The organism is Cupriavidus sp. SW-Y-13 (assembly GCF_009793345.1).
Lineage (GTDB): Bacteria > Pseudomonadota > Gammaproteobacteria > Burkholderiales > Burkholderiaceae > Cupriavidus.
The window spans coordinates 100,012-124,535 of the sequence record NZ_WHLX01000003.1 but is presented as its reverse complement, the minus strand read 5'-3'; the positions used below and the strand labels follow the sequence as shown (position 1 = coordinate 124,535).

Annotated in this window: 21 protein-coding genes and 1 pseudogene; 9 read left to right on the top strand and 13 right to left on the bottom strand. The window is 59.5% G+C overall.

Going from position 1 to position 24,524, the window contains the following annotated elements; translation table 11 throughout:
- Positions 1-155: 155 nt before the first annotated feature.
- The 3 genes from GA566_RS28040 to GA566_RS28030 form a co-directional block, all read right to left on the bottom strand.
- On the bottom strand, positions 156-578 hold the full coding sequence (locus GA566_RS28040; RefSeq protein WP_160474847.1) for an HU family DNA-binding protein: 423 nt from the start codon (positions 576-578) through the stop codon (positions 156-158).
- Between the two features lie 596 nt (positions 579-1,174).
- Complete coding sequence (locus tag GA566_RS28035; protein ID WP_160474846.1) at positions 1,175-1,612, bottom strand: hypothetical protein; 438 nt, start codon at positions 1,610-1,612, stop codon at positions 1,175-1,177.
- A 653-nt stretch (positions 1,613-2,265) separates the two neighbouring features.
- The gene (locus GA566_RS28030) at positions 2,266-3,348 is read right to left on the bottom strand and encodes a glycosyltransferase (protein ID WP_370459377.1); all 1,083 of its coding nucleotides are present in this window, start codon (positions 3,346-3,348) and stop codon (positions 2,266-2,268) included.
- Between the two features lie 223 nt (positions 3,349-3,571).
- Here GA566_RS28030 and GA566_RS33635 point away from each other — a divergent pair, with 223 nt between their 5' ends.
- Positions 3,572-4,867, top strand: a complete 1,296-nt coding sequence (locus GA566_RS33635) for a tail fiber protein (RefSeq protein ID WP_202126974.1) — start codon at positions 3,572-3,574, stop codon at positions 4,865-4,867.
- Positions 4,868-5,176: 309 nt separating this feature from the next.
- Here the strand turns inward: GA566_RS33635 and arsH are convergent, their stop codons facing one another.
- From arsH to GA566_RS27995, 6 genes are all read right to left on the bottom strand, one after another.
- Positions 5,177-5,941 carry an arsenical resistance protein ArsH gene (gene arsH, locus GA566_RS28020; RefSeq protein ID WP_160474844.1) on the bottom strand — a complete coding sequence of 255 codons (765 nt, stop codon included), beginning with the start codon at positions 5,939-5,941 and terminating at the stop codon, positions 5,177-5,179.
- Complete coding sequence (gene arsC, locus GA566_RS28015) at positions 5,938-6,360, bottom strand: arsenate reductase (glutaredoxin) (protein WP_160474843.1); 423 nt, start codon at positions 6,358-6,360, stop codon at positions 5,938-5,940. Before arsC ends, arsH begins: the two co-directional genes overlap by 4 nt.
- A gap of 8 nt (positions 6,361-6,368) precedes the next feature.
- Positions 6,369-7,433, bottom strand: coding sequence for an ACR3 family arsenite efflux transporter (gene arsB, locus GA566_RS28010; protein WP_160474842.1), 1,065 nt, complete (start codon positions 7,431-7,433; stop codon positions 6,369-6,371).
- Positions 7,430-7,942: an arsenate reductase ArsC gene (locus tag GA566_RS28005; RefSeq protein ID WP_160474841.1), complete on the bottom strand. Its 513-nt coding sequence runs from the start codon at positions 7,940-7,942 to the stop codon at positions 7,430-7,432. The genes arsB and GA566_RS28005 overlap by 4 nt, the downstream gene beginning before the upstream one ends.
- Before the next feature lie 76 nt (positions 7,943-8,018).
- Positions 8,019-8,507, bottom strand: coding sequence for an ArsI/CadI family heavy metal resistance metalloenzyme (locus tag GA566_RS28000; protein WP_160474840.1), 489 nt, complete (start codon positions 8,505-8,507; stop codon positions 8,019-8,021).
- Positions 8,508-8,510: 3 nt separating this feature from the next.
- Positions 8,511-8,840 (bottom strand): helix-turn-helix transcriptional regulator, encoded by a 330-nt coding sequence (locus tag GA566_RS27995; RefSeq protein ID WP_160474839.1) that lies wholly within the window; start codon positions 8,838-8,840, stop codon positions 8,511-8,513.
- A 36-nt stretch (positions 8,841-8,876) separates the two neighbouring features.
- Here GA566_RS27995 and GA566_RS27990 point away from each other — a divergent pair, with 36 nt between their 5' ends.
- On the top strand, positions 8,877-9,245 hold the full coding sequence (locus GA566_RS27990) for an autotransporter outer membrane beta-barrel domain-containing protein (RefSeq protein WP_160474838.1): 369 nt from the start codon (positions 8,877-8,879) through the stop codon (positions 9,243-9,245).
- A 488-nt stretch (positions 9,246-9,733) separates the two neighbouring features.
- Here the strand turns inward: GA566_RS27990 and GA566_RS27985 are convergent, their stop codons facing one another.
- The gene (locus GA566_RS27985) at positions 9,734-10,237 is read right to left on the bottom strand and encodes a hypothetical protein (RefSeq protein WP_160474837.1); all 504 of its coding nucleotides are present in this window, start codon (positions 10,235-10,237) and stop codon (positions 9,734-9,736) included.
- A gap of 222 nt (positions 10,238-10,459) precedes the next feature.
- Between GA566_RS27985 and GA566_RS27980 the strand changes: the two genes are divergently transcribed.
- The 5 genes and pseudogenes from GA566_RS27980 to GA566_RS27960 all read left to right on the top strand — a co-directional run bounded on the left by GA566_RS27980 (position 10,460) and on the right by GA566_RS27960 (position 16,673).
- A complete protein-coding gene (locus GA566_RS27980) occupies positions 10,460-11,326 on the top strand; it encodes a LysR family transcriptional regulator (RefSeq protein ID WP_160474836.1) in 867 nt (288 codons plus the stop codon).
- Positions 11,327-12,569: 1,243 nt separating this feature from the next.
- Positions 12,570-13,556, top strand: a complete 987-nt coding sequence (locus GA566_RS27975; RefSeq protein WP_160474835.1) for an NAD(P)H-quinone oxidoreductase — start codon at positions 12,570-12,572, stop codon at positions 13,554-13,556.
- A 172-nt stretch (positions 13,557-13,728) separates the two neighbouring features.
- Complete coding sequence (locus GA566_RS27970; protein WP_160474834.1) at positions 13,729-14,268, top strand: hypothetical protein; 540 nt, start codon at positions 13,729-13,731, stop codon at positions 14,266-14,268.
- Positions 14,269-15,403: 1,135 nt separating this feature from the next.
- Positions 15,404-15,895: pseudogene (locus GA566_RS27965) on the top strand (IS5 family transposase); the annotation flags it as partial.
- A gap of 292 nt (positions 15,896-16,187) precedes the next feature.
- On the top strand, positions 16,188-16,673 hold the full coding sequence (locus GA566_RS27960) for a hypothetical protein (protein WP_160474833.1): 486 nt from the start codon (positions 16,188-16,190) through the stop codon (positions 16,671-16,673).
- Between the two features lie 201 nt (positions 16,674-16,874).
- On the opposite strand, the gene GA566_RS27955 is transcribed toward GA566_RS27960, so the two are convergent.
- A complete protein-coding gene (locus GA566_RS27955) occupies positions 16,875-17,846 on the bottom strand; it encodes a LysR family transcriptional regulator (protein ID WP_160474832.1) in 972 nt (323 codons plus the stop codon).
- A 1,153-nt stretch (positions 17,847-18,999) separates the two neighbouring features.
- Positions 19,000-19,317: a hypothetical protein gene (locus tag GA566_RS27950; RefSeq protein WP_160474831.1), complete on the bottom strand. Its 318-nt coding sequence runs from the start codon at positions 19,315-19,317 to the stop codon at positions 19,000-19,002.
- Between the two features lie 1,425 nt (positions 19,318-20,742).
- Between GA566_RS27950 and GA566_RS27945 the strand changes: the two genes are divergently transcribed.
- Together GA566_RS27945 and GA566_RS27940 are read left to right on the top strand one after the other, a co-directional pair.
- Positions 20,743-21,603 carry a transglutaminase family protein gene (locus tag GA566_RS27945; RefSeq protein ID WP_160474830.1) on the top strand — a complete coding sequence of 287 codons (861 nt, stop codon included), beginning with the start codon at positions 20,743-20,745 and terminating at the stop codon, positions 21,601-21,603.
- Positions 21,604-21,679: 76 nt separating this feature from the next.
- Positions 21,680-21,919 (top strand): hypothetical protein, encoded by a 240-nt coding sequence (locus GA566_RS27940; RefSeq protein ID WP_160474829.1) that lies wholly within the window; start codon positions 21,680-21,682, stop codon positions 21,917-21,919.
- Positions 21,920-22,735: 816 nt separating this feature from the next.
- On the opposite strand, the gene GA566_RS33755 is transcribed toward GA566_RS27940, so the two are convergent.
- A complete protein-coding gene (locus GA566_RS33755; RefSeq protein WP_160474828.1) occupies positions 22,736-23,257 on the bottom strand; it encodes a ProQ/FinO family protein in 522 nt (173 codons plus the stop codon).
- Between the last annotated feature and the right edge of the window lie 1,267 nt (positions 23,258-24,524).

Here is a 24,524-nt window from a genome sequence, read left to right as displayed (position 1 = left end):
TGTGGACTGTCCGTCGGCACGCGAGAAGAAAGTCGAACGCTGCGTCCCTAGTCTGTCTGTCCTTCTCTGTGGGTAGTACGGCGAGCGGCGTACGCACCGAGCAAAATGAAAAGGCCTGGCAAATGCCAGACCTTTCTGCTTAATAGGCAGCGGTATTACAGGGCCGCGTCCTTCAGCTTCTTCAGTGGGCGCACCTTCACCTTGACCGAAGCCGGCTTCGCTGCGAACCATTGGTCAACGCCAGTGAAGGGGTTCTTGCCAAAACGCTTCTTGGTCGCTGGTACCTGAATGGCCGACACCTTGAACAGGCCCGGCAGCGTGAATTCACCCGCGCCCTTCTTGTGCACAGCGCCGACGATAGTGTTTTCGAGGTGGGCAAGCACGGTCTGCACCGTCTTCTTGTCCAGTTCGGTCTGCGTCATCAGGTGGGCGAGCAGGCTCGACTTGTTGAACGTGTCCTTGATTGGCTTAGCCACGGGAGCGGCAGCTGCCTTTTTTGCTGCAGGTGCAGCCTTTTTCGCCGGCGCTGCCGGTTTTTTTGCCGCAGTCTTCGGGGCGGCCGTCTTATTTGTTGCCATGGAGCTCCTGTTTCGAGAATTCCGGCGTTTGGCCGGATCGTGACAGCTTAGCTAGAATGTCGCGCTTCTTGCAATAGAAATCGCATTGCTGCTCAGGGGCCTTTTCTGCGGCCTCGTAGCGCGCATCCTACCGCTTCGGATGCGAGTCTGGCCACGAATGGGAGGCACTCGACAACAACATCCGCCACGCAGGCTGGTGCCGGCCTTGCCGCAATGAAGGACACAAGCTAGGCATCTAGGCCATGCATGACTTGGCACGAAAGCGCGGCGGCAACCACCTCCAACACCTACCGCACCGGCGCCCGTTCCATGATGAGCGGTACTCAAACACCGGCCGTCGTGCTCGTCGGCGGCCCTTTTTATGCGCGCCAAGCCGTCGGCATCCGTCCGTTGCGCTCCAAGTCTGGCATTGGTGCATGCGCGGCACCAGTTCCCCGGGTATGAGAATCTTGTAGCCCATCGCTTCCCACCGGTAGCCAGCAGCGTGGCGGCGGCGTGAAGCCGGACAAGGGCCGCCGCCACGCGCTGCGACGTTTTGGGACCGGCTTGTTTCCATGTACGACCGGTGACCTGTCGATATCCAGATTTTGGGAAGCCTAGCATCCCATCCGGTACTGTTGGTCGCGGATCCCTCGGTGCTGCTGGCGCAGGTTGTCTTGCCACGACGAGGGGTTTGGGCGCCGCATCGAAGCTTCGACCGTCCTGGCTTGATCGGCAAGCGCATCGCATACTGCGGCTTGCGACTGGGCCTGCACGGGCGTGGTAGCTGCGATAGAGTTCTGCGACGCCGAGCGAGCTGTGCTCGCGCGCGCATCGAGGAACTCCTGCTCTTGCCGGCGGACGCCCTCACTTTTGCCGATAGTGGAGACCGTGCCGATGGCAGTGCTTGCAACCGATGCAAAACCGGTTGGGCAGTACAGATCCTGCGTGTACAACACTCGGCCGGCGCGCTGGCATTTCGTGAATGCGTTGGCCGTGCCCAGTGCAGCGGCGATTATGGCCAACGCCGCTAAGCTGCTCGTTACTCGACCCATGCGTAGCTCGGGTCGTTCGTGATTATCCAGTGCAGGCCTACAAAAAGCGCCGCCAAGAGGGTGAGGGCGTACAGAGCCCATGCAAGGGTGGTGACCATGCTGTTGCTCCCGGGTGTTTTTCAGTTCGTTTGGTCCGGAAAATTCCAGCTGCGAGTATGGCGTAGCAAGCCTGCGACAGCCTCCCGGCTAAAGAGGGGGCAATCTTGGCTATCGGGTGCGTGGATTGTGGCGGCAATGCGTTTAACCGTCCCGTTGCTGGCCAGGCTTAGCCGTTCCGTGACTGCGTCGGGAGCAACGCCACGAATCAACAGCCGCCGGCAGTAGGTGTTTCGCAGGCGATGACCTGGCGGTGTGGTGCTGCTGTGTACTTGGTGAGTGCAATGGCTTCGTTGGCGGACAGAACTGCGGTGTACCCCTGGTTCCCCAATGGACCGAGTCGCGGTTTACGCACGGAGCAGCCTTACTATTCGTGATGCGCTTGGTGAGCCAGCCTTTTAGCCAACCGAGTTGCCACGCCACAATTGCCGTCCCACTCGGCGAGCGGCACAGCGCCATGCCCTTCCAGCATCGCTGGATTTTGGCCGATAGCGGGTCATGCGAGACATGTTCCAAGATATAGGCGGAGCAGGCGGCAGTCCCAACACGCGGACGGGCTAGATACCAAAGTACTGACAGTTGGCCACGATGCGGGCGCGTTCGCTTTCGGGAAATTGCCGATCCGCGATCAGTCGCTGAAGCGCGTGGCGGCCCTGATCGATGGCGCCCACGTAATAAGCGCTGACGACGAGTTCATCAAGTGCGCGCCAGGCATAGACGGAATCGTCGACAAACAGTGAGTCGGGCGGACGCGGCATGGCGGCGGCCTGTTGCGCGTAAAGGTGTGCGAGCGCGAATTCGCTCCGCAGCCGGTGGTAACGCGCCAGCGCGCAGAGCGGCTCCGCGCGCGTGGGTCGAAGCTGGTAGGCATCAAGATAGGCCGCCTGAATTGCGGCTAGCGCGTCGCCGCGGCGTTCTCGCAGCGCGCCGATTTGAAAGCGCGCGAACCAGACTTCCTCTTCCCAGCCGCCCATCGCGGCGCGTTCCTCATAGTGGCGGATGGCCTCGTCCAGCTTGCCTGCATCGCGACAACTTTGCGCAAGATAGAAGCGATAGCGCGTGTTGCCGGGCGCCTCGCGAACCGCCTTCTCCAGCACCTCGATGTCGCGCACGTACGTTTGCGGATCGCGCGCCCGCGCGCCGTCGCGCGACACGACGATGGTGGCGTGAGACAGTGGGTCCCAACGGTGCGGCCCGTCCTGCGTCAGAAATTCGTGCAGCACGCCCTCCCACCGCCATGGCTGACGCGCGCGCACTAGTGCGTTGCGCAAGTAGTGCCAGCCATCAAGCTCGCAGCGAAACTGGTAGCCGTCGGCCTGCAGGTCGGGCCACGCGAAGTCAGGCGTCATGCGGAGCGTCTCGTCGGCGTCGATACACAGCAGGTAATCGTCCGCGCCTGCCATGGCCGTGCGGGCGAGGGCCATGGCCTCGTTGCGGTTATGCGCAAAGTCGCGCCATGGGCGCTCATGCAGGGTGCCCGGCACGTCGGCCATGAACTCACGGATCGTGCGCTGCGTGCCGTCGCTCGACCCCGTGTCCACGATGACCCAATAGTCAATCCACGGCTTGACGCTGGCCAGGCAGCGTTCGATCACGGGGGCTTCGTCCTTGACGATCATGTTCAGACAGATGCGGGGCACGTGAGACTCCGAGTGGCAAAAATCCGGGGCGAAGGATACCCGCTTTGCCGGTCGTGCGCGAATCATGCGCGCATTCTGTCTGCCCCCCGACGGGGGGGCAAAATGTAATGCCCAGTTCGATCCAATCATCGCTAACATGCTTGCCGCCACGAGCAGCGGCCCTGCATACCCGCTCCGGAGGCCAGATCCTCGAAAACTATCAATCTTAACGGGTACGGGAAAAATGAAAAAACGACAATGGGCTGCCGCCCTTTCGATTGCCACCGCGGTACTTCTTGCCAGCTGCGGCGGCGACGACACAGGAACGAGCGCCAGCACCCCCACGGCACTGCCGGCAGCGACAGTTTCGGGCACGGCGGCCACGGGTGCGCCCATCACCAATGCGGCGCTGACGATCAAATGCGTCAGCGGTCAAACCACCGTCACCACCGGCACAGATGGCAGCTGGAGCGCTTCCACGGCAAATCTGGCTCTGCCTTGCGTATTGCGCGTCACCACAGCCTCGGGCGAAGTGTTGCATTCGTACATCGAAAGTGCCGGCACCACCAACGTCACGCCGATTACCGAACTAGTTGTCGCGGCAGCGTCCGGCAGTGCCGATACCGAAGCATTTTTCACCAGCTTCTCGACAGTCTCCGCCGCAGCCGCCAGCGACAAGCTGGCGCTGGCCATCACGCAGGTCAAGCAGCGCTTGGCGTCCCTCGGGGTTGACGCCGATTCGCTGAATCTGTTGAACCAGAAGTTCAATCCCCGCAACGGCGACAAGTACGACGATCGTCTGGAAGAGATTGCGGCCAAGCTTAAGCTGACCAATTCGACCCTGGCAGCGCTGTCGAGCGATGTGGCGCAAGGCAAGGTGGGTCCGGTGGGCCCCACTGGCGCTACGGGTGCCACGGGCGCTACCGGTGCAACGGGTGCTACAGGTGCAAACGGTGTGGATGGTTCCAACGGGGCGACGGGTCCGCAGGGCCCGACGGGCGCCACGGGGGCTCAGGGGAATACGGGTGCCACCGGTGCTACGGGTTCTGCCGGCGCTACCGGCGCTACCGGGGCAACAGGTGCTACGGGTGCTACGGGTGCTACGGGTGCGACTGGCCCGACCGGCGCCACGGGCGCTACCGGCGCGACTGGGGTAACGGGGGCAACGGGCGCTACCGGGCCAGCCGGTGCAACGGGTGCCACGGGCGCGACCGGTTCCACAGGCGCAACTGGCGCTACGGGACCGGCTGGCACGATTCCCGGCTTGGGCAACAACGACACCAACGTGGGCGACGGCGTCAGCGGTGACTGCACGATGGCCACGGTTTGGCTGTCTGCCGCCAGCTTCGCGGCTGGCGGGGTGCGTGCCGACGGGCGCCTCATGAGCATTCAGAGCAATCAGGCCCTGTTCGCGCTGCTGGGTGTCAAGTTCGGCGGCGATGGCGTCAACAACTTCCGGCTGCCAGATTTGCGGTCGCTGGAGCCGACCGGCCTGTACTACGTGATCTGCACGCAGGGCATCTTCCCGAGTCGACCGTAAGGTTCTATCCCTGATGGGACACCTGGCCACCATGAGATCCGGGTGTCCCATCCCGTGCAGCTCAGGGTCGAAAGTACCTGTCACCGGCTATGACCGGGACACGGACGTGTTCGTGGCCGGCGTGGGATATCGATTTTGATAATGACAATCGGCATCTGAGCGCCGCCTGCTGGAATCGCCTGTTGGCTGCAGTTGCCGCGACAGTAACGCTTGGCATGCTCAGGTTCAGGGCCAGCCCGAGCGTGAGATGTAGCGCGGCCCAGGACAGGCACGGGAGCTTGGCTCCATGGCCGGTCCGTCCCTTCCTTGTTATTCCACGTCGCCGCTATCGGTGTCGCTGGTCTGCGCGTCGTTCTCGTGATGCATGGCCGCCGCCGCGAGCGTCGTCGCATGGGCGGGTGCGGCTTCCTTGCGCTCGCTGTAGCGATCGGTGAGGTAGTCGCTGCGGTCCCGCACCAGCAGCGTGAACTTGTAGAGTTCCTCCATGACGTCGACCACGCGATCGTAGTAGGACGACGGCTTCATGCGGCCGTTGGCGTCGAACTCCTGATATGCCTTGGCCACCGACGACTGGTTCGGAATGGTGACCATGCGCATCCAGCGCCCTAGCACGCGCAGCGCGTTGACGGCATTGAACGACTGCGAGCCACCGGACACCTGCATCACGGCCAGCGTGCGGCCCTGCGTAGGGCGAATGCCGCCCATCTCCAGCGGCAGCCAGTCGATCTGGTTCTTGAAGACGGCTGTCAGCGTGCCGTGGCGCTCGGGGCTGCACCAGACCTGGCCTTCCGACCACTCGGAGAGCTCGCGCAGTTCGACCACCTTCGGGTGATCGGCGGGCGCGCTGTCCGTCATCGGCAGATCGCGCGGATCAAAGACGCGGGTCTCTGCCCCGAAGTGCCGCAGAATCCCTTCGGCTTCTTGCACCAGCAGGCGGCTGTACGAGGTCTCGCGCAGCGAGCCGTAGAGCAGCAGGATGCGCGGCGAGTGGGTGCTGACGCGTGTTGGCTCCAGCTTGCGGAGGTCCGGCGTGTCGAGCACCGCCGGGACGATGTTGGGGAGATCGACGGTCATCGAATCCTCCGGCCCTGTGCGTCGACTACGGCCTCGCCGTCTTCCTTGGTGAAAGCGCCTTGCTGCGGTGCCGACAGAATATCCAGTACGACTTCGGACGGTCGGCATAACCGCACGCCAAGCGTGGTGACGACGAAGGGGCGGTTGATCAGGATGGGGTGGGCCAGCATGGCATCGAGCAACTGGTCATCGTTCAACGCGGGGTTGCCAAGACCGAGTTCGGCGTAGGGTGTGCCCTTCTCGCGGATCGCTTCGCGCACGGTGATCCCGGCCTCGCGGATCATTGCCTGCAAGGTCTGCCGGTAGGGTGGCGAGGTCAGGTACTCGATGACGGTTGGCTCGATGCCCGCATTGCGGATCATCGCCAGCGTATTGCGCGACGTACCACACGCCGGGTTGTGATAGATGGTGACGGTCATAAGGTGTCTCAATGCGATTCGTACCAGTGCTGCGAGCGGTTGACCACGCCAACCACAAGGAGCATCACCGGGACTTCGATCAGCACGCCGACGACGGTGGCGAGCGCCGCGCCGGACTGGAAGCCGAACAGGCTGATGGCGGTGGCCACGGCCAGCTCGAAGAAGTTGCTTGCACCGATCAGAGCCGACGGGCCGGCGACACAGTGGGCTACGCCGAGCTTGCGGTTCAGCAGATAGGCCAGCCCGGAGTTCAGCAGGACCTGGATCAGGATCGGCACGGCCAGCAACAGGATGATGAGCGGCTGTTCGACGATGGCGTTGCCCTGGAAGCCGAACAGCAGCACCAGCGTCGCAAGCAGTGCGGTGATCGAGAACGGGCCGAGGGCACCGACAACTCGCTTGTAGGTTGCTTCACCGCGCGCCAGCAATGTCCTGCGGATGACCTGCGCGATCAGCACGGGCACGACGATGTAGAGCGCGACTGACGTAATGAGCGTGTCCCATGGAACGGTGATCGACGACAGGCCCAGCAGCAGCGCGACGACCGGCGCAAAGGCCACGATCATGATGGCGTCGTTGAGCGCCACCTGCGACAGCGTGAAATACGGATCGCCCTTGCAGAGCTGCGACCAGACGAAGACCATCGCCGTGCAAGGCGCCGCCGCCAGCAGGATCAGGCCGGCGATATAGCTATCGAGTTGATCTGCTGGCAGCCACCCCGCGAACAGATGGCGCACGAGGATCCAGCTCAGCAGCGCCATCGTGAACGGTTTGACCATCCAGTTCACGAAGAGCGTGACGCCGATGCCGCGCCAGTGTGCCGCGACCTGGCCCATGGCGCCGAAATCGATCTTGATCAGCATTGGAATGATCATGACCCAGATCAGCACGCCGACTGGCAGGTTCACCTGCGCGACTTCCATGGCACCAATGGCGTGAAATACCGATGGCAGCCATTGGCCGAGCAGGATGCCGGCCACGATGCACAGCGCCACCCAGACTGTCAGATAGCGCTCGAAGAATCCAATGGCGCTGGGCTGTGCCGCTGCGGCGGACTGTTGCGCCGTGCTCACTGCTCTGCCTCCACAGGCTGCTCGCCGATGGCGCGCATCTCCTTCTGAATGGCATTGCGGTCCAGGATGTGCAGCGGCAGGTTCACGAACTGGCTCACGCGATTCAGGATCTGACGGAAGACTTGGTCGAACACCTTGCGCTTCTCATCATCCGAACCCTGGATGGCGGCCGGGTCCATGAAACCCCCGTGTGCCGTGATGGGCGTGCCCGGCCAGATCGGGCAGACCTCGCCCGCCGCCTGGTCACAGACGGTGATCACGAAGTCCATCTTGGGTGCATCGGGCAAGGCGAACTCGTCCCAGCTCTTGCTGCGCAGGCCGGAGATGTCGTAGCCAATCGACTCGCACCGCTCGACGGCGAAGGGATTCACGTTGCCGGAAGGATGGCTGCCGGCGCTGTAGGCGTGAAAGCGTCCCTTGCCGAGCACGTTGAACAGCGCTTCGGCCATGACGCTGCGGGCGGAGTTGCCGGTGCAGAGCACCAGTACATTGAAGGTCTTGTCGGACATGGTGGTTGTTGGGCGTTGGGGCGAGGGAGTGCCTCCTCGCACGAGGATTCGATGGGGAAGGCGGGTTAGGACTAGGTCAGCAGCAGCCGGATTGCGACGTGCAGCAGGTGGTCTTGGCGGAAGGCTTCGGTGCGGCGTCCAACGGGACGGGCACGCAGCACGCAGCGGTCTCGGCGCTACGGTCACGCGATTCGCCATAGGTGGGCGCGTTGCCGAGCGTGTGGAACGATTCCCAGGCGATGCCGGTGGGGTCCACCGACCAGTGTTTGTTCGAGGTCGCGTAGCAGCAGTACGTCTCGGACTGGGATTGCATGGGTAGGTCGGCGCTGGCGAGGCGTGCCTGTATCTCGGCCAGCTCTGCGTCCGTCTCAGCCTGGATGCCCAGATGGTCCACGCCCAGCTTCTCCGTGCGGTTGGAGATCGCGAAGTTCACGCGCGGATCGTCCAGCGTCCACTTCGCATAGTCGTCCCGGATGACGGTTGGCTCTGCGGCGAAGAGGGTCGAGTAGTAGCGGATGCTGGCCGACAGGTCGGCCACGCTGACGTGGACGTGGAAGCGCTTCATGGCTCAGGACTCCGTGGTGACGGCGCAGCGGGAAACCGGCGAGCACGGATTGCCTCCGCAGCAGTTCTCCGTGAGATAGCCCAGCAGGTCATTCATGGTCTCGAAGCGGGCCATGTAGATAATCGACCGGCCTTCCTGGCGGCTGGCCAGCAGTCGGGCGTGATGCAGTTCCTTGAGGTGGAACGACAGTGAGGACGCGGGCATCTCCATCAGTTCGGCAATGCGGCCAGCCGGCAGGCCTTCGGGGCCGGCCTGTACGAGCAGGCGGAAGACGGCCAGGCGGACGGCATGGGCGAGCGCGGCAAGCGATTGAAGGGCGTTGTCTGTTTCCATTATTCGAATATAATCGAATAATGGAAACTGCGCAACGTGCCGCTAAGGGACTTAGCCGCGCTTCGATGCTGGCCACCAAGCTCGCCGACCGCAACCGCAACCGCAACCCGGCAGCGGCGCGGCGACCAGCTTGACTGGCCGCAGGTCTGCTTCGATACGTTCACCGATCACGGCGCCAACGTGTCGTGCGACAACGGGAACAGCTTTGTCTTGCGCCTGGGCGTGAAGCTGGGCCACGAAACCAAGTGGACGGCCGGCAATGGCAGAATCCGCCGCTCGCATGTGTACGGCATCACCAACCTGTGCTACGACTGCCTGCATGGCACCTCGGCACGCTTGGCCGACATATGTGTGGTCAGCACGGACCTGGCACTGGGGGTTGGTTTCAGCGTCGGCGCGCGCTGAGCTCGAACGAATACCGCTTCAGCGTCTACGGCGAACTGCTGGCACTAACGAGCTTGCCGTACTTTGGCGACAGCAATGCGAATGGCGCGAAGCTGGGGGTGCGTTATCGCTGCTAAGGGGGCATTGGGCCGCCCGGATATAATACGAAATACCCCGTTCGAATGTATTGTTTTCGCGAAACCGATTGCGAACGTTTGAGCGTTAGACCACGTCTTTCGAGACGTGGTTTTTTTTATTGCTGGGGTGCATTGTCAATGGATACACATCTCTTTGTGGCCGGTCTCGGCCAAGCGGATGACGGCAGTCACGGCCCGCCGGCTCCGATCGACCCACAGGGGACGATCGACGAAGCGCCGGATCTAGGTCGGCTTTCAACCGAATACCGGTCTTCCCCTGTCTGCAGCCGCAACGTCACCTTTGGGCGGTCTCCGCATTCAGGCTACCTTCACTGAGGCTAGGGAGGACCAGGCGGCACGTTCGGTGCCGCACTATTGCACTTTCTTGTCTTCGCGTTTCGCCTCCGCCATGGCCTCCGGCTCCAACTCTTCCGCAGACCGATTGAGGCGGACGAACAGCCCCCAGGAGGCAAGCAGCAAGGCTGTCGATGCAATTAGCCCGGCCGCATATCCAAGCTGCGATGGATCCTTGTGCAGTGCCTTGAACGTCGCCACGAGCCCCTCGATGGCAAGTGCGACGACGACAACCACTAGGAATCGCGACAGGAAGCGTCGTACGCGCGTCGGCGCGCTCACGTCAGCCTCACGTATGACCTCTTCCTCCACGATGGTCTCGGCGATCTGCAGCGCAACAACGGCGCCGGCCAGCAGTCCCAAAGCTTCAATGATAAATTGCGCGCTCGCCTCGTCCCATTGACTCGCAAATACGGTCAATCCCATTCGAGCAGCAATCGCGATCAAAATCAATGCCGCACAGGTGAAGAGTATAGCCATCAGCCCATGGATGAACGTAAAGAAGCGCATAAGAATTTTCATAATTTTGGCTCCCGAGAAATTGGCAAGTACACCAGTCGATGCGATTGTATTTGCATTGTGTGCAATCCCGGCGACTATGTCGAGCGGCGCCTTCTGGTCAGCGTCAGCCTAGCTTCTCGGTCAGCTTGAAGCGTAGGCGGACAGTGCCGATAGCTGTCGCTAGCCGTCTGGTCCACCAATGCGTTACTCTTGGCACCGGTACACAAAAACAGGCTTGAACCGGTGAACTGGGACGATACGCGAATCTTCCTCGCCCTCCATCGCGAGCGCACGCTTCGTGGCGCTGCGCGGGCTGCCGGAGTGGATCAGGCAACGGTGGGTCGTCGACTCGCAGCGCTCGAACACGCGCTCAGCGCGACGCTCTTCTTGCGAACATCGGAGGGTTATGTCCTCACATCTGCTGGCGAAAATGCACTGCGCTCTGCGGAAAAGATGGAGAAGTCTGCCAACGATCTGGTCCGCCAGGCCAAGGGTGCGGACACGCGCCTTGCCGGTGAGGTCAAGGTCACGACCACGGATTCTCTGGCACTTGAGTTTGTCATACCGGCGATCTCCCGACTCCATGCGCAGCATCCTGATGTCCGAGTGACACTCAATACGTCGACACAGATGTTGAATCTGGCGCGACGGGAAGCCGATATTGCCATTCGCAATCAAAAACCAGATAACCCCGACTTGGTCGCACGGCGTCTCGCTCGTTGGCCGGTCGGACTATATGCTTCGCGGCAGTATGTCGCACAACGGGGCGAACCAGATCCTTCCTCGGGATTTGAAGGGCACGATCTCGTGATGTATGAACCCCACCTTGCCCGCAATATGACGCCAACCTTGGTGGGGCATCCTATCGAAGGTGGGCGACTGGTCGGCGCCGTGAATTCGAGCTTAATGCTGCGCGCGATGGTACGTATGGGCGGTGCCATTGGGGAGGTTCCGGTCCCGATGGCTGAGCGCGATGGCCTAGTGCGAATTTGGCCGGATCGGGAGCGATCCAGACCCTATGAAGTCTGGTTGGTCATGCACCAGGACCTGCGGCACACTGCACGCGTGAGGGCGATGATCGACATGATCTTGGAGTCATTCCAAGCTTAATACCGCCTGGCTCTGCAAGAAGCCATCTGGGCATCGTCCATGTCACCATGATCTGCCCACGCTTTGAATGGACTCTGTCGAGGTTTTCTGCGCGGCCTGTTCAATTGGTAACACGCCGCCGATGACCCCTTTGAGGCTGCAAGATGAGAAGTGGTCAAGCCGGCAATCTCGGAAGCAAGTGTTCGTCGCGTGCTTCTCGCAGGTTCGTGTCTTAGGCAGACTGAGTACGGGGTGAATCATTTTCGACGGGCGTGAGGTCTGCGCTGTGAGGAGTGCTCCAGAGAACGCCAAGAGCCTCTGCTGGGAAGCGCACCTGCTCCATGCTGTCGATCTTGATGCGCTATGACATAAGACTCTCGTCGGAAGACGTGTGGTGGGGATGTGAGCAATCCTCCGAAGAGTATTTGCCGCGGAAGAGGCGGATTTGCGCTTCAACGCATCAATTTGAATTTCACACGGCTGCCGCGCAGGCCACGGCGCGCCGACTTAACGTGAGTGCACTGCGAACGGCAGGCATAGGTGCTCTACACAAATTGGTGTTGGGTCGCCGTGCGGTATGCCTGAATACCAGCGGGTGTCTTCAGCGACAGCGCTCTTCGGAAGATAGACGAAACCTGACTACGAAGATTTTCAGTCGATGTTTGGTTGCGCCTGTGCTCTGATCTTCCGACGCAGTCGTCGCCACGCTGACGGGCTCCTTATGATCCTCTACTCGCTGGACGTCAAGTAATACTACGGTATTAGATGCACTCTTTTGCCTTTCACCGACGGCATATAGGGGCCCTGGCGGGTAGGTGTATTTTGCCCGTGGTGTCATGCAATTCTGCAGCAGACAGCGCCGTGGATCCGACGATAGCATGCGATTTTCCAGCGTCGATGCGTAGCGGATGACAGAGTTTGAAATCTCAATATCGTGGACTTCGCGAAAACACCGGGACCGGGATCGATCGGTTCCGGGCTTGACGCCACTGGTTATGACCGCACAGGGCGTAACCATCCCCACCCAGGAGCCAATTGTCCTGGCTTCTCAGGACTTCTACCATTTCTTCGGCCGTCAGACGTGTCCAGGATGCTAGAGATCCCTTTCGTCTGGACACACGAGTTCGTCATCGACTTGCATCTTCCATTGAGCCGTCGTGGTCGCGCGCTGCAGATCGAGGCTGGCAAGCTTAAGTGATAGGGAGTCACGCCGTCCAATGAACTCTCGGGACGTCATTCATCAACCATACAGCAGGAGATGTAAATGAAGGCCATTCTGTTTGCCGAGTTCGGCGAGGCGGACGTGTTGAAACTCGACGACGTCCCGACGCCAGAAGTGCGGCCCAACGATCTGCTCGTCCGTGTGCATGCCGCTGGCGTCAATCGGGCCGATCTCACGCACCGGCGGGGAGGCTATGGCCGCCCAGACTTCGGTGACTCGACCATCATGGGACTCGAGATCGCTGGTGAAGTTATTGAGGTCGGCCGCGAAGTGCATGGTTACAAGGCAGGGGACCGCGTCATGGGCGTGGTCGGTGGCGGCGCTTATGCCGAGATCTCTCGCATCGATTGGCGCATGGCAATGCCTATTCCAGCTGGCTTGGACTACGTTCATGCGGGGGCTATTCCCGAAGTGTTTGTGACAGCGCATGAAGCACTGCTACATCTCGGGCGGTTGCAGAAAGGCGATGCCGTCCTGGTGCATGCTGCGGCGGGTGGTGTCGGCTCAGCTGCGGTCCAACTGGCCCATGCAACCGGCGCTACGGTCTTTGCAACCTCCGAAGCGTCAAAGCACAATCGGGTGGCGGAACTCGGTGCCGACCATGTGATCGACTACAAGACGCAAGATTTCGCTAAGATTGTCGCAGAGAAAACGGGCAAGCGCGGCGTCGATGTAGTAGTCGACTTTGTCGGTGCGCCTTTCTTCTCGAAGAACATTGCGTCACTCGCAAATGGTGGGCGGCTTATCCAGGTCGGGCTGCTCGGGGGTGGCGGAGAAGTTAGCGTGGAACTCTCGCAGATCCTGTACCGGCATCTGCAGATCATCGGAACGGTGATGAAGTCGCGTACTCAAGCGGAGAAGCACCAAATGGTTCGGCGCTTTCGCGAACACTGGCTCGATCACTTCAACGAAGGGGCTCGGCTGCAGCCCGTTGTTGACAGTACTTTCCCGTTGGCTAAGGCGGCGGATGCGCATCGTCGCATGGAATCTTCCCAGAATGTCGGAAAGATCATCCTCACGATTGATTGAACCCTGGCGAGTTTGGGGGGCATTGTGACCTGTCGATGCAAGGCCGCCCCCAATCATCTATGCAAAGCTAGAAATATTGATCATTTCAAAAGATCTGGCTCGTTTATATGAGCGAGACTAAAGATAAGCGACTACGGTTGCTCATTAGCCCCAAAATTATTGGAGAATTGAAATGACCACCATTCGGAATGATCTGATCCTCTCGCAGAGCGCTTTTAGCCATGTCATCGACGTTGACATAAGTAAGGTCGACATCGCGCAGTGGCTCTTCAATCTTCCGGACGCCGAGTACCAACGCTGCGCGCCGCCGGACCACATTGCCGCAGGCGCCACGTGGACGGATGATGGCAAGCGGATGTCTATTAACGTCGAGATGATCGGCACCGGTCTCGTCGTTCAGCACTACGTTGCAGAAGTCGCGGAGCCGCAGTACTGCAAGATGGTCTCCGTGTCGGACGTCTTCACCCCCCACGGCCGAACCAAGGTACAAGTCATCTGGGAGTTGCGAGCGAAAGGTCTGCCAGACGGCAAGACCGAGTACACCAACAGTGTCATCTCGCATCCGACGGATGACTTTCTCGCATTCGTCGACAAAAATGGCGTCACGTTCGAGCAGGCGGCGAAGGATCGTCAAGCCGCATCAGGGGACCATAACAAACGCGAGACGCCGCTTTTTGCGGAGAGCATTGCGCGAGCGGCGCGCCTACGCTAAGCGTAGTTCTCTCTCGGCAGGCAATTTCGTTGTTGCAACAATGATCCATCGCTGTCGCGGTGGATCAGGTTGTACAAGGACCGAGTTGGCTGCCGATGTGTTTGTTGACGAAAAGTGGAAATCCAGCGCGAATCGGGGCATTGGGGATCCTGCGCTCCGCCACCAGCATCTAGTTCACGCGAAAGCAAGGTGCCCCAGATTTTTGTACGCGGCATATCGATCTCCCGTATCGCTGTATCTCGACGCGGTGCGAACTGCGCCACCGTATGCGTGCCGTTGGGCGGGGACGCGCGTCGTCCCCAGTTCAAAGCTACCGCCGTTGGAAAGAAAGCGTGGGATATGATCGGGTCCTGCCATCGCGAGCATTCAAGGTTGTTGCCTGCCTGCCAAACTTTGGGTATTCTTCTCGGCACATACCGCGTCCCAGACGCATCGACTCCGCATCGCAAGGTGCCCGGCTTCTGCAGAACGGTGGCTCGCCAGCACAGTCTGGTCTTCCATCTTCCACCCCATCGGGCATCACGTTCCCGGTGCGACAGTGGGTTTCCCCATTTCCGCGATAACCGGCAATGCAAAACCCTTTTTGTTGGTATTGGCACAACCTGTCCTGGCCGTAGCCCGCAGGGACTTCGATCCTGCCATTGTGCTGAACTGACCGGGTCCACATTTCTGATCCGTCCCTTTGAGGACGAAGCGCACGGCCACGAGCTCGAAGTGGTGGCCCGCGAGCGTCGCTACCGGGCCACAATGGCCGCACCCGGCGAGGGTCATCCCATCCGGTCAAGATCAAGGTGCTGACTAATGCTGAGGCCGACCGGCTCGCGGTGATCGGGAACGTCCAGCGCGCTGGCATGGCCCCTTCCCGAGGAAACCAGTTGCGATATCCCCGGTCGACGGTCAACTGCAGGGCTCCGCGATGAGGCGGCCCCCCTGTTCGGCTGGTCGCGTTCCCCGCTCGACAAACGACTGGCGCTGCTAAATCGAAGCCAGTCCATTGCGGAAGCGCTCAACACGCATACGAGCTAGCTCGACCACGCCGAGCTGATGACCACGCCTGCCAAGAATCAACGTTGTTGATTTGCACGGAAACCGGACCCTACCGGGTCTAGTGGGTCAGTTCTGGATGCAACTCAACAATGCAGGCGGTGAACGTGACCCTGAAATGCACTCGACCCAGAAGGGTGGCAATTGGTACTTCGGGATGAAAGCGCACATTGGTGTAGATGCGGACTCCGGTCTCGTGCATACCGTCATCGGCACGGCAGCGAACGTGCACGACAGTGTTCCGGCTGCGTCGCTACTGCACGGTGAGGAGTGCGATGTGTTTGCCGATGCAGGTTACCAAGGTGCAGACAAGCGATCCGAGAAGCAAGGCCTCCGCTGACATGTTGCCATGCGCCCGGGCAAGCGCAGAGCACTGGACGTCAACAAGGAAGTTGACTCGTTGCTGGACCAGATCGAGCGCGTGAAGGCAGCCATCCGAGCCAAGGTCGAGCATCCTTTTAGGGTCCTCAAACGTCAGTTCGGTTATATGAAGGCACGGTATCGCGGTCTCGCAAAGAATACTGCGCAGATCACAATGCTGTTTGCGTTGGCTAATCTGTGGATGGTGCGCAAAAAGCTCTGAAAGGTAGGAGACGGGGCGTCGCGCGTAGCGCCGTGGCGCCAGTAGTACAGCTAAGAGAACACTGCTCGACGCGAAGGAGCACGGCAATCTAATGAAAAACTTGCGCATCTCGCAATCACCCAGGCGTCGCGCGCCGGAAATCTGCGTGAGCTCGTGTTGCGCAGACCTTCCTTAACTTCACATATGTTTCGGCTGCATCAACGGAGACCGTTCACAAAACCCTCTAATCTTCGAGATGCGCATCCATATGTGCTGAGTCAGAACGGAAGTAAAGCCCTTACAGGAGAATCCGATGACGGTTGTACTATCAATTGCTGTCGTGCTCGCCTGGGTGTTCGGCGGTGCCACCGTTGCCTATGCCCAGAACACGACCGCGCTGCTGTGTACGGGGTCCGGATCGGTGCTTGAGTCGCGAGTATCGAGCGGAATGGAATACGACAACAAGACTCACAGCTTTGATAAGAGCACGAATTACTCAACCACGGGGCGTCGGCCATTCAATGGATCAGTGAACGTCGAAATCGCGGCTGATAACGTGAGGATGCGTTTGCCGCACGAAATCGTGCCGCCGCTCAACAGCGCACGCGACGGATGGTTCACGCTCAACGACGTGTTTGTCGCGGAGAAGGAAATCACCGGAACGGTCAAACTGAATGCGGTCAACAGGGCTAAAGTTCGCTTGGATCGAATGACCGGGCAACTGACTTTGGCCGGTGGGTTCGAGGACTTCGACGGCACCTGCAACAAAGTCGATACGAATTCAGGACCAAAATTCTAGGTAGCTATGCCGGACAATTTCCGCTGGCACCCTTAATGCCGGTTTGCCGGCGCCGCACTTATCGTCTTCGTCTTCTCCGCTGCGCGCCCTCGTAGAGTGCCAGCACGCCAAGCCGGTCAAGATGGACGGCCCGAAGTGAGTCGCTCACCGGCCAGTCGTTTGGCATCTTGAAGTCAATTGGCAAGTAATGCGACGAGGAGATCAACGAATCTGGCCCTGAGGCGGCCATACGATAGCCAGTGCTTGCTGAGTGGCCTGTGGGGTGATAAAGCGGTGGCCGTCGAAAGCCTTGAGGGCGTTTCGAAGCACTGATGTGCCGATATCCAATATTTCGCGCACGACGACGCCGTCCGTATTACGGGGACGAGTCCAGAAATGCAGCGCGGCCCAGGCCGGAAAGTTTGTCGCGGGCTCAAGTACCCGTGTAAGGCCTTTGCTCGTGACCAGCGGTAGGTTAAATCCTAAGACTGGGCAGGTTCCGCCCGCCGAGTGCAGCAGTGAGATCTGCAAATTCCATGACGACACCACGGTTTCCCGGTGACCAGGCATGAGCGCTTGGTTGGCGAGAAATGGGAAAAGCGGACTGCCGTGTTCGCGATCCTCATGCAGGAGAATCCAGTGGACAGATTTCGTGTTGGACTTGGCGCTAATGAGCCAACGGGGAGTCGCCATGACGCTTGTCGAAACCACGCCGTGGGGAGCTTCGTCGCCATCTACCACGAAGGCACAATCGACATCGCCTGTGTCGAAGAATTCAAGCAGCGCCGCCTTGTCCGCCACTGGCCGCGCGATAAAACTATGCTGCGGGAAACGTCGGCATAGACTACCTACGGTCTCGGTCACGGCCGCATCGCCGATGGATGACGAAAATCCGATTGAGTATTGTCGTCCGGGGAAGAAGCTGATCGCATTGCAGTCATCGGATTGAACCATACCAATCCACTTATCAAGAAGTTGTCGTGCGGTCTTCTCGAGTCGGATGGCTCCGGGCGTCGGCTCTAGCCGTCCATAGCGCTTGACGAACAGCGGATCTGCGGTTATTTCGCGCAAGCCTTTTAGGTTGTACGCTACAGTGGGAATCCGCACTTGGGCGCAAGCGGCTACCGCACCGAAATCTCGATACTCCATGAGTAATAAGAAGAACCGCAATTGTTTGATATTGACATGCCGCACTGACCGTCCTCCTTGCTAGAACTGCAAGTTGCTCGTGTCGCGGAACAAAGCATTCACCATCTAGCGAGGACCCTGGCAATGCCAGTGCATCTTCGCCTATAAGCGGGAAGGATCGGATCTAATTACTACCCTTCCTCGTATTTCACCCCGGGGCTGAGTGAGCGTTTGTCCCTTAGGGCTACAGTGAAATTCGGCGCCCGACGGGTGTCGGCGGTGATGAATATGCGAAAGCCTACCACGCATGCGAGAACTACGGGTCAGCGGCTTGACAGATCGTGGGATAGATCTGCAGCGGAAAGTGTTTCGATACGCTGTACAGCCGCCAGAATGCTGCGGCCCGGATCTAGACCGAGAGGGAAGCGAGCATGCCCGCCACAGCCCAACCGGCTGCGGGTGGCAGGCCGCCCCAGCGAAGAAGGGCGATTCTCATCCTCGGCGGCAGATAAGCCCGTGACAGCGCTCAGCGAGTCGTACTAGGCAGAAAAACTACAGGGTCGCGTTGCGGCCCAAGGCGCTGCGCAAGGAGGTCGCGCGAAACCCTCAAAAGGCGAACGCGTCCGCGCTAGTCATTGCGCTGAACGGACTGACATCCAACATCGCCGGCGACGTGATGGGCTAGTTCGCCGAAAAGCTGACCGAGCTCAAGTCCTCGTCGTCTTGCCCGGGTTGTCTGACGACGATTCGGCGCTGAACACACAGGAAGCGCTCGTTACTGACGATCGGCTTAACGTTCGCCGCGATGGGCAGCATGAGTTTGCCCGATTTCCGAAAAGGGGGCGCGGCGGGCATCATTGTTGTCAGGAATGTCTGCGGAATGTCTTGATCTTTCGCCCAAGTCAGAGTCGATGGCATTGAGCGTGGTAAGGCCTGCGGCTTCGCGCGCCTGTCGTCGCGAGTAATGCCACTGGGCGACCAGCGAGCGCGTTTCGGGTCTTGATGGCTCGAACACGGGATGGAACGGTGGAACAACTGTTAGCTTCGGCCTACGTTGGCCACGGAGCCTGGGCAAGAAGTGTCCACTGCGATTTCTCAGAGACTCTCCTCACGGTTTGAGGATTGAGACCTTGCGTTTTTGCTCAGAATCCCGGAGTGCCTTCATTCGGACGCGACATGATCGAAGGAAGCGATGGAGGACGGCCTGATGGGTTCACCGTTAGGGATATGGGGTTGCAATGATTGCCTGATCGGTCCTTGTGGCATCCGGAGAGCAAGATTTCGCACGAAAGTTCTGCACAACGCCAGAGGCGTCGAGCGCACAGAACCCATTTTGCAGGAGCTGCGCCAGCACCGTTGGCGGATGAATGCCAAGCATGGGTGTGTCGACGGTGAGCTCCGTAGCGGTGTCATCACAAGGCGCACCCAGCCAGCAACGCACCTCAGGCGGACTATCCAGTAAGGTCTTGCCGGCAGGAAGGATAAGCGCCCGGGTACCGTTGCGCAACAGAACGATGTGCATAACATTCAGCAACATTCAGGCTGCCGTACGAAGCAGCCAAGAGAGAGGAGGCTTGCCAGGTGGCTATTGCCGATATGCCATCGGGGAGTGTCCGCGGCGCTGGCCCCGAGGCGCCCATTGTCAGATTAGCATCGCTGCTCCCAAATGCTAGCTCACCGAGGCGAGTGTTGTCGGGTGTTGCATGGAGGCCACCCCGCGGTAGTGCATCCTGATAGGCTGTAAAAAATTGCGATTGAGGCCTGCAGCCTGCGGAGCAACCCCAAACCGAACAGAGGAACCTAGTGACCTATTATCGGGCATCCTAGAGACTTCTTAACTGTTGCGGCCGATCTCATCGACGCGAGCACGGCGAAACCGACAGTGCGCGCCCCCGGTGAAACCCTGTGAAAAACGTGGATCTACTGCGTTCTAGTCGAGGCTCAAGCGTAACAGTGCGACTGAAGTCCCACATTCAGGACGGGGTCAACTTTTCAATGTGGTCGGCTTGACCTTAGAACAGACCGCTCAGGCGTCGCGCAGATTTGGGCGCGAGGAGACCTGTTGGATAGCGCTCCGCGCGATATGTACGCTGCGCGACGGCCCGTAACCGTCTGAGGTGCAGCACCATGGTGCTGATGGAGTTGAGGAAGAGACGGAAAGCGCTTCTCTTTGCTTGTGGCGTTGAAGATGCGATCTGACCAATTGGACGTGGGCGGAGAGTAGTGCAGACTTCGCTGTTGCCGCTTCCGGTTCGACCGTAGAGGGGACTGCTACGGCATCTACGACGTCGGCTGATGTAGCAGCGAAGGGCGGCCGGATATGTGCCAATCTCCCTCGTGCGCGTACGGATCCCGTTGTCGAGGAGAGAGTATGTGGCCTCGCCCGAGAGGAAACGAATCTATCTCTCCGGCTCTCCCAGCAATTCCCTTACCTGCGGGCGCTTCGCCGTTCCTCTGCCTCAGTCGCTCCCTCGGTGAGGAGTTGGGTCCTCCTAACGTCAGACCGTTGAAGAATTACCCGCTCAAAGGCCGGACAAGGGTATCCTCTGAGTTATCGATACCACACCGGTCACACATTCTCTGCGTGTCGTTGGAGACGCAGCCGAACAGCATTGCTTTAGATGCGCTACGGTTCGCGTCCGACGACTGGAAGCAAACCGATTCTCCTTCCGGAGAAAGGTCTCGCTTGCGGAGGGGGCGCGATCGGAGCGGTAGGGCTATCAACGGCTAAATTGGCCGTTGCAATGACCGGTCAAAGGGTGGGCGCGTCGCAATTTCTTCGGCACGCTATGGTTGCCCGGGCACCGCATCTTGTTCTGTTTGTGCTTGGCACAGCGACATCTACCCTGCACTTGGTCACGTCGACCGCGACAAGCGCCGTAGCGAATAGCGGGTCCCCCTTCATCGGTACGAGGACGTAAGATTTTTCGTGTAGCGAAAACTTGGCATTGCGGGGGGAAAAATGATTCGCCTAAGGTACCTTGTGAACTTGTCCTATGAAATACTGGATCCTTCGGCTGATTTTTTATTCTTAATTCAAGCGGCCAGGACCGCGAGGCAATCTGTGGTCTCGGAAACGTTGACGCTGACACCGGCTGTGCCGGTCACGGAATACACGTTTCCCGATTCCTGCAATCGTATGCTTCGCGTCCATAGCAAGAAAGGTCGCTTGGCGATCCGGTACGAAGCCGTCGTAGAGATCGCCCACCGCTTGGATGAGGGGGAGTCGTTGCGTGAGGTACCTGTCGCTCAACTTCCCTTCGAAGTTCTACCGTATTTGGCACCGAGCCGGTATTGCGAATCCGATCGGATGATGGAATTTGCAATGCGGGAGTTCGGCAGTATGCGGCGGGGATATGCCCGCGTGTACGCTATCCGTGAATGGGCGCGCAATCATATGCGCTTTCTCAGCCACTCCACCAACGAGAGGACTTCTGCGATTGATACGCTCGTCGAGCGGACTGGGGTTTGCCGCGACTTCGCGCACCTGATGATCGCTGTCTGTCGCGCACTAAGTATCCCCGCGCGCATTTCCAGCAGCTTGGACTACGGCGCGGACCCCTCCATGGGGCTGCCAGATTTTCACGCGATTGTTGAAGTCTATTTGTCGGGCGGTTGGTACTTACTGGATCCCTCTGGCGTGTCGATTCCCACGGGACTGTTGCGCATTGGGACAGGTAGGGATGCTGCGGACATTCCGTTTGCGGCAATCTTCGGCAACGTCCAGTCGGAACGTCCATACATTGAAGTGGAAGCTCTCACTGATTCTAAGCTTGGCATCCAAATGCCTCTCGCCACAATGAAGGCGATTTCGACCTGGTAAGGACGGTCTCCTGTCCAACGAAGCATGAGGCAGTGCTGAGTTGTATTTGCACAGCGTCATGATGAAAGGAGGTGTGATGGAACGTGTCACCGCATACCGCGGATTCGATATCCATGTGGATATACAGCGTGTTGAGAAAGACTTGTTCAACGTTTGGTTTCAAGTCGAAGGCCCAATGACTCTTCCCGGCGTGGCGGCGTTCGGAAAACGGGTCAAAGTGTTCGGAGGACCCTATACGATGCGATGGGCCTACCTGGTAGCGGAGCTGGCGGGAAGGGCAGCCATAGATGTCATCTTCGGCAGCGATGATGATTAAGCCGAGTTCGCGTCTCAGGGGCTCGCCGGGCGGACACGCCAACACGCCCCTCGCCATTAGCTTTCGTTCCCGAGTCGCTCACCAGATCGTCTTCTGCCGTCTCCACCGGCATCAACGCCACACCTAGACCGAGGGTCGCCAATAGCCGGACCGGCGAGAGAAACCAGGCATTCGGAGACTGAGCGATGACGGAGATCGCCGCACGAGCCGGCTCGCTAAAATCTCCGCCGCATCCGAGTAGGTACCAATTAGTCCCGCGATGAGGGATTGCCGTCGACGCCACAGTTTGCTCCACGTCTCGAGGCGTAAGCTATGGCATGTTTCCTGCTGCCCTGAGCAGGTAGCGGCTACGAATTCTCGGCGCTGCTAAATCGAACCGCAGGAGCTCGCCATGATCAGCAGAGTACTTCGCTTAGCATTACCCGTAATCGCATACATGTCAGCGGCCGCGGTTGGAGCCGGTTTCGCTGCATATCTAACTGCACAGAAGCGCAAGGAGCTTGGGACTATGGACGCATTCAGCGCCGGGGGCGATGTGGGTGGCGAACCTTCGGCTGCCACGGACAACCTACCGTCTGGCGAAACGACCGCCTCGGCGACGCTCTCGAGTACTTACCCATTCAAAGCTGTGGACGCGTGAGCCGATGGGTACTCGCGGCACCTGGTTGACAAACGACGGCCACCAAAGCTGCTGTGCTGAAATACTCCGGGCCGGGGGTTTTGTGGCCAAGACTGTAGGCTCACAATACCTGGCGTAGAACCCGGCGCACCAATGAATTCAAGACAGGACCCTGTGTAAGCTGGCAAAAACCGCAGTCAGGGGGCGCTCTCTACAGGAGGTTTTTGCCGCCGAGCCAGCAAGTGCCGAGCTCGCGAAGCCTCGGATTCTGTTACATGTCCAGCAACTGACCCGTCCAGCGCAACCCTCACGGCACCCTCTACAACAGCCTCCCAATATCGAATGCCGCGGCACCATGTGGAAAGCGCGGCACGAATTTCATCCTCACTCAAGCTCAACTCACTTTTCTGGGAGAGGAGATCCTGCAGAATGCCGACTTTGAGGGGGGCCTTTGGTGCCGGTTTCTTGGGAAAAGAGAGGGGAAAGCGCTTCTGCAGCTTTCCCAGGAGAACGACTGTCGGGTCGACACTATCTTTGGGCGAACGCTTGGCCGCGGGATGCCTCTTGGCCCTAGGAGACTCGCCACGGTTCGCGTCGTGGACATGGCTTGCGCCTTTTTGTCCGCGCGCCTCCAACGATGGCGCCTTTCGTTGTTGGTCCTGCAGCCTCGCCTTTGCGGCGAGGTGCGCTTTCAAATCTGCAAGCTGTTCAAAACCCATAAGTCAAGACTCGTAGAAACTGGCGCTATTGTAGCTGGTCGGCTCTTACCCGAGCAAAATGGTTTCCAGCGTGCACATGGCCTCGTTTCCACCACCTGACTACTGTACCCAGCGCACGACTCAATCTGAGTGATTCCCCCATATTGCCGAGGCATTGGTCCCTTGATTGCCTCTGGACCGGCGCCCGACCACGCACACCGTGCTGGCCGTACGGGAGCTGGTGGGGTGACGTTCGGGGTCAGCGGTCGCGCAAAGGGCAGGTGTCAGATGCTACCGAGTCTCACTCCATGATTGCTCTGCCTTTGTCGCCAACCTCTCATATGCCGCAACGTCAGGCCGCTCGAATCAACTGCCATGTCTTCGTCGCATTCGCATTTCGGTCGGTAGGAAGGCGACCCATTAATCTGCCCTGGGGATTTCGAATGGCTGCGCATCTGGCCAACTTCAAGCGATAGAGACCACTCCGGCGCCGCTGTCGGCAAGCTGCGGGCAGCAAATAGCCGTAGCTTTCGATCCGTGTCGGAAGCTGTCCGCATTGGCTCTTAGGGCTTTGCGAGTCTCCGCGGCCCGTGCGCTAACGCTGCGCAACGCCGCTGCTCGCATTTGCATCGCTTCTAACGTAACGCGAAGGTTCGCGATAGTCAGCGTCTCCATGTCAGCGCGCCGACCGTGCGGGAGGCACTGTACAGCTTCTTCTTTGAGCACTAACAACTCGGCGATCTCTGAGATGTAACGCTCTAGATTTCTCAGAGCACGTTGCGCATTCTTGATCATTTTATTTCCCCCTATTGATAGCCTACTCGGAAACGGAGCGCACCGATGTCGGTTCCCGTCCTAAACGCTTCGCGTCCGACCACGTGGATCCCGTTCGATGCACGGCGAGCTATCAGCGGGGATCGCTTGACGGAGCGTTCTGGAAGTGTTCTGCGAGATGCCTTGACCATTGCTGCTTCTCGCCACTACGGGAGGCGTGCCTAACGAACAGAGTGAGCAACCGGGGAAAACGTCAGGGTGAATGAAGCCACGCTTTTAGTTGTCTATTTTTGTGCATCGCAGAACGTTCAGACGATACCTGACACACATGTCGAAACGGGGGATCTACAGTTAGGACGTGTGCATAAATGTTTGTTCGTCAATGGACGACCATCTCTGCTAGCGGGCTTTTTTCCGCAACCTCCCCACTCGGGCGCAGACCCGGATAACGACTTCGCCTCGCGGTGCTCCGCCACGGGAGTAAAGGAAAGAAAGATGGAAAAGACATACCACG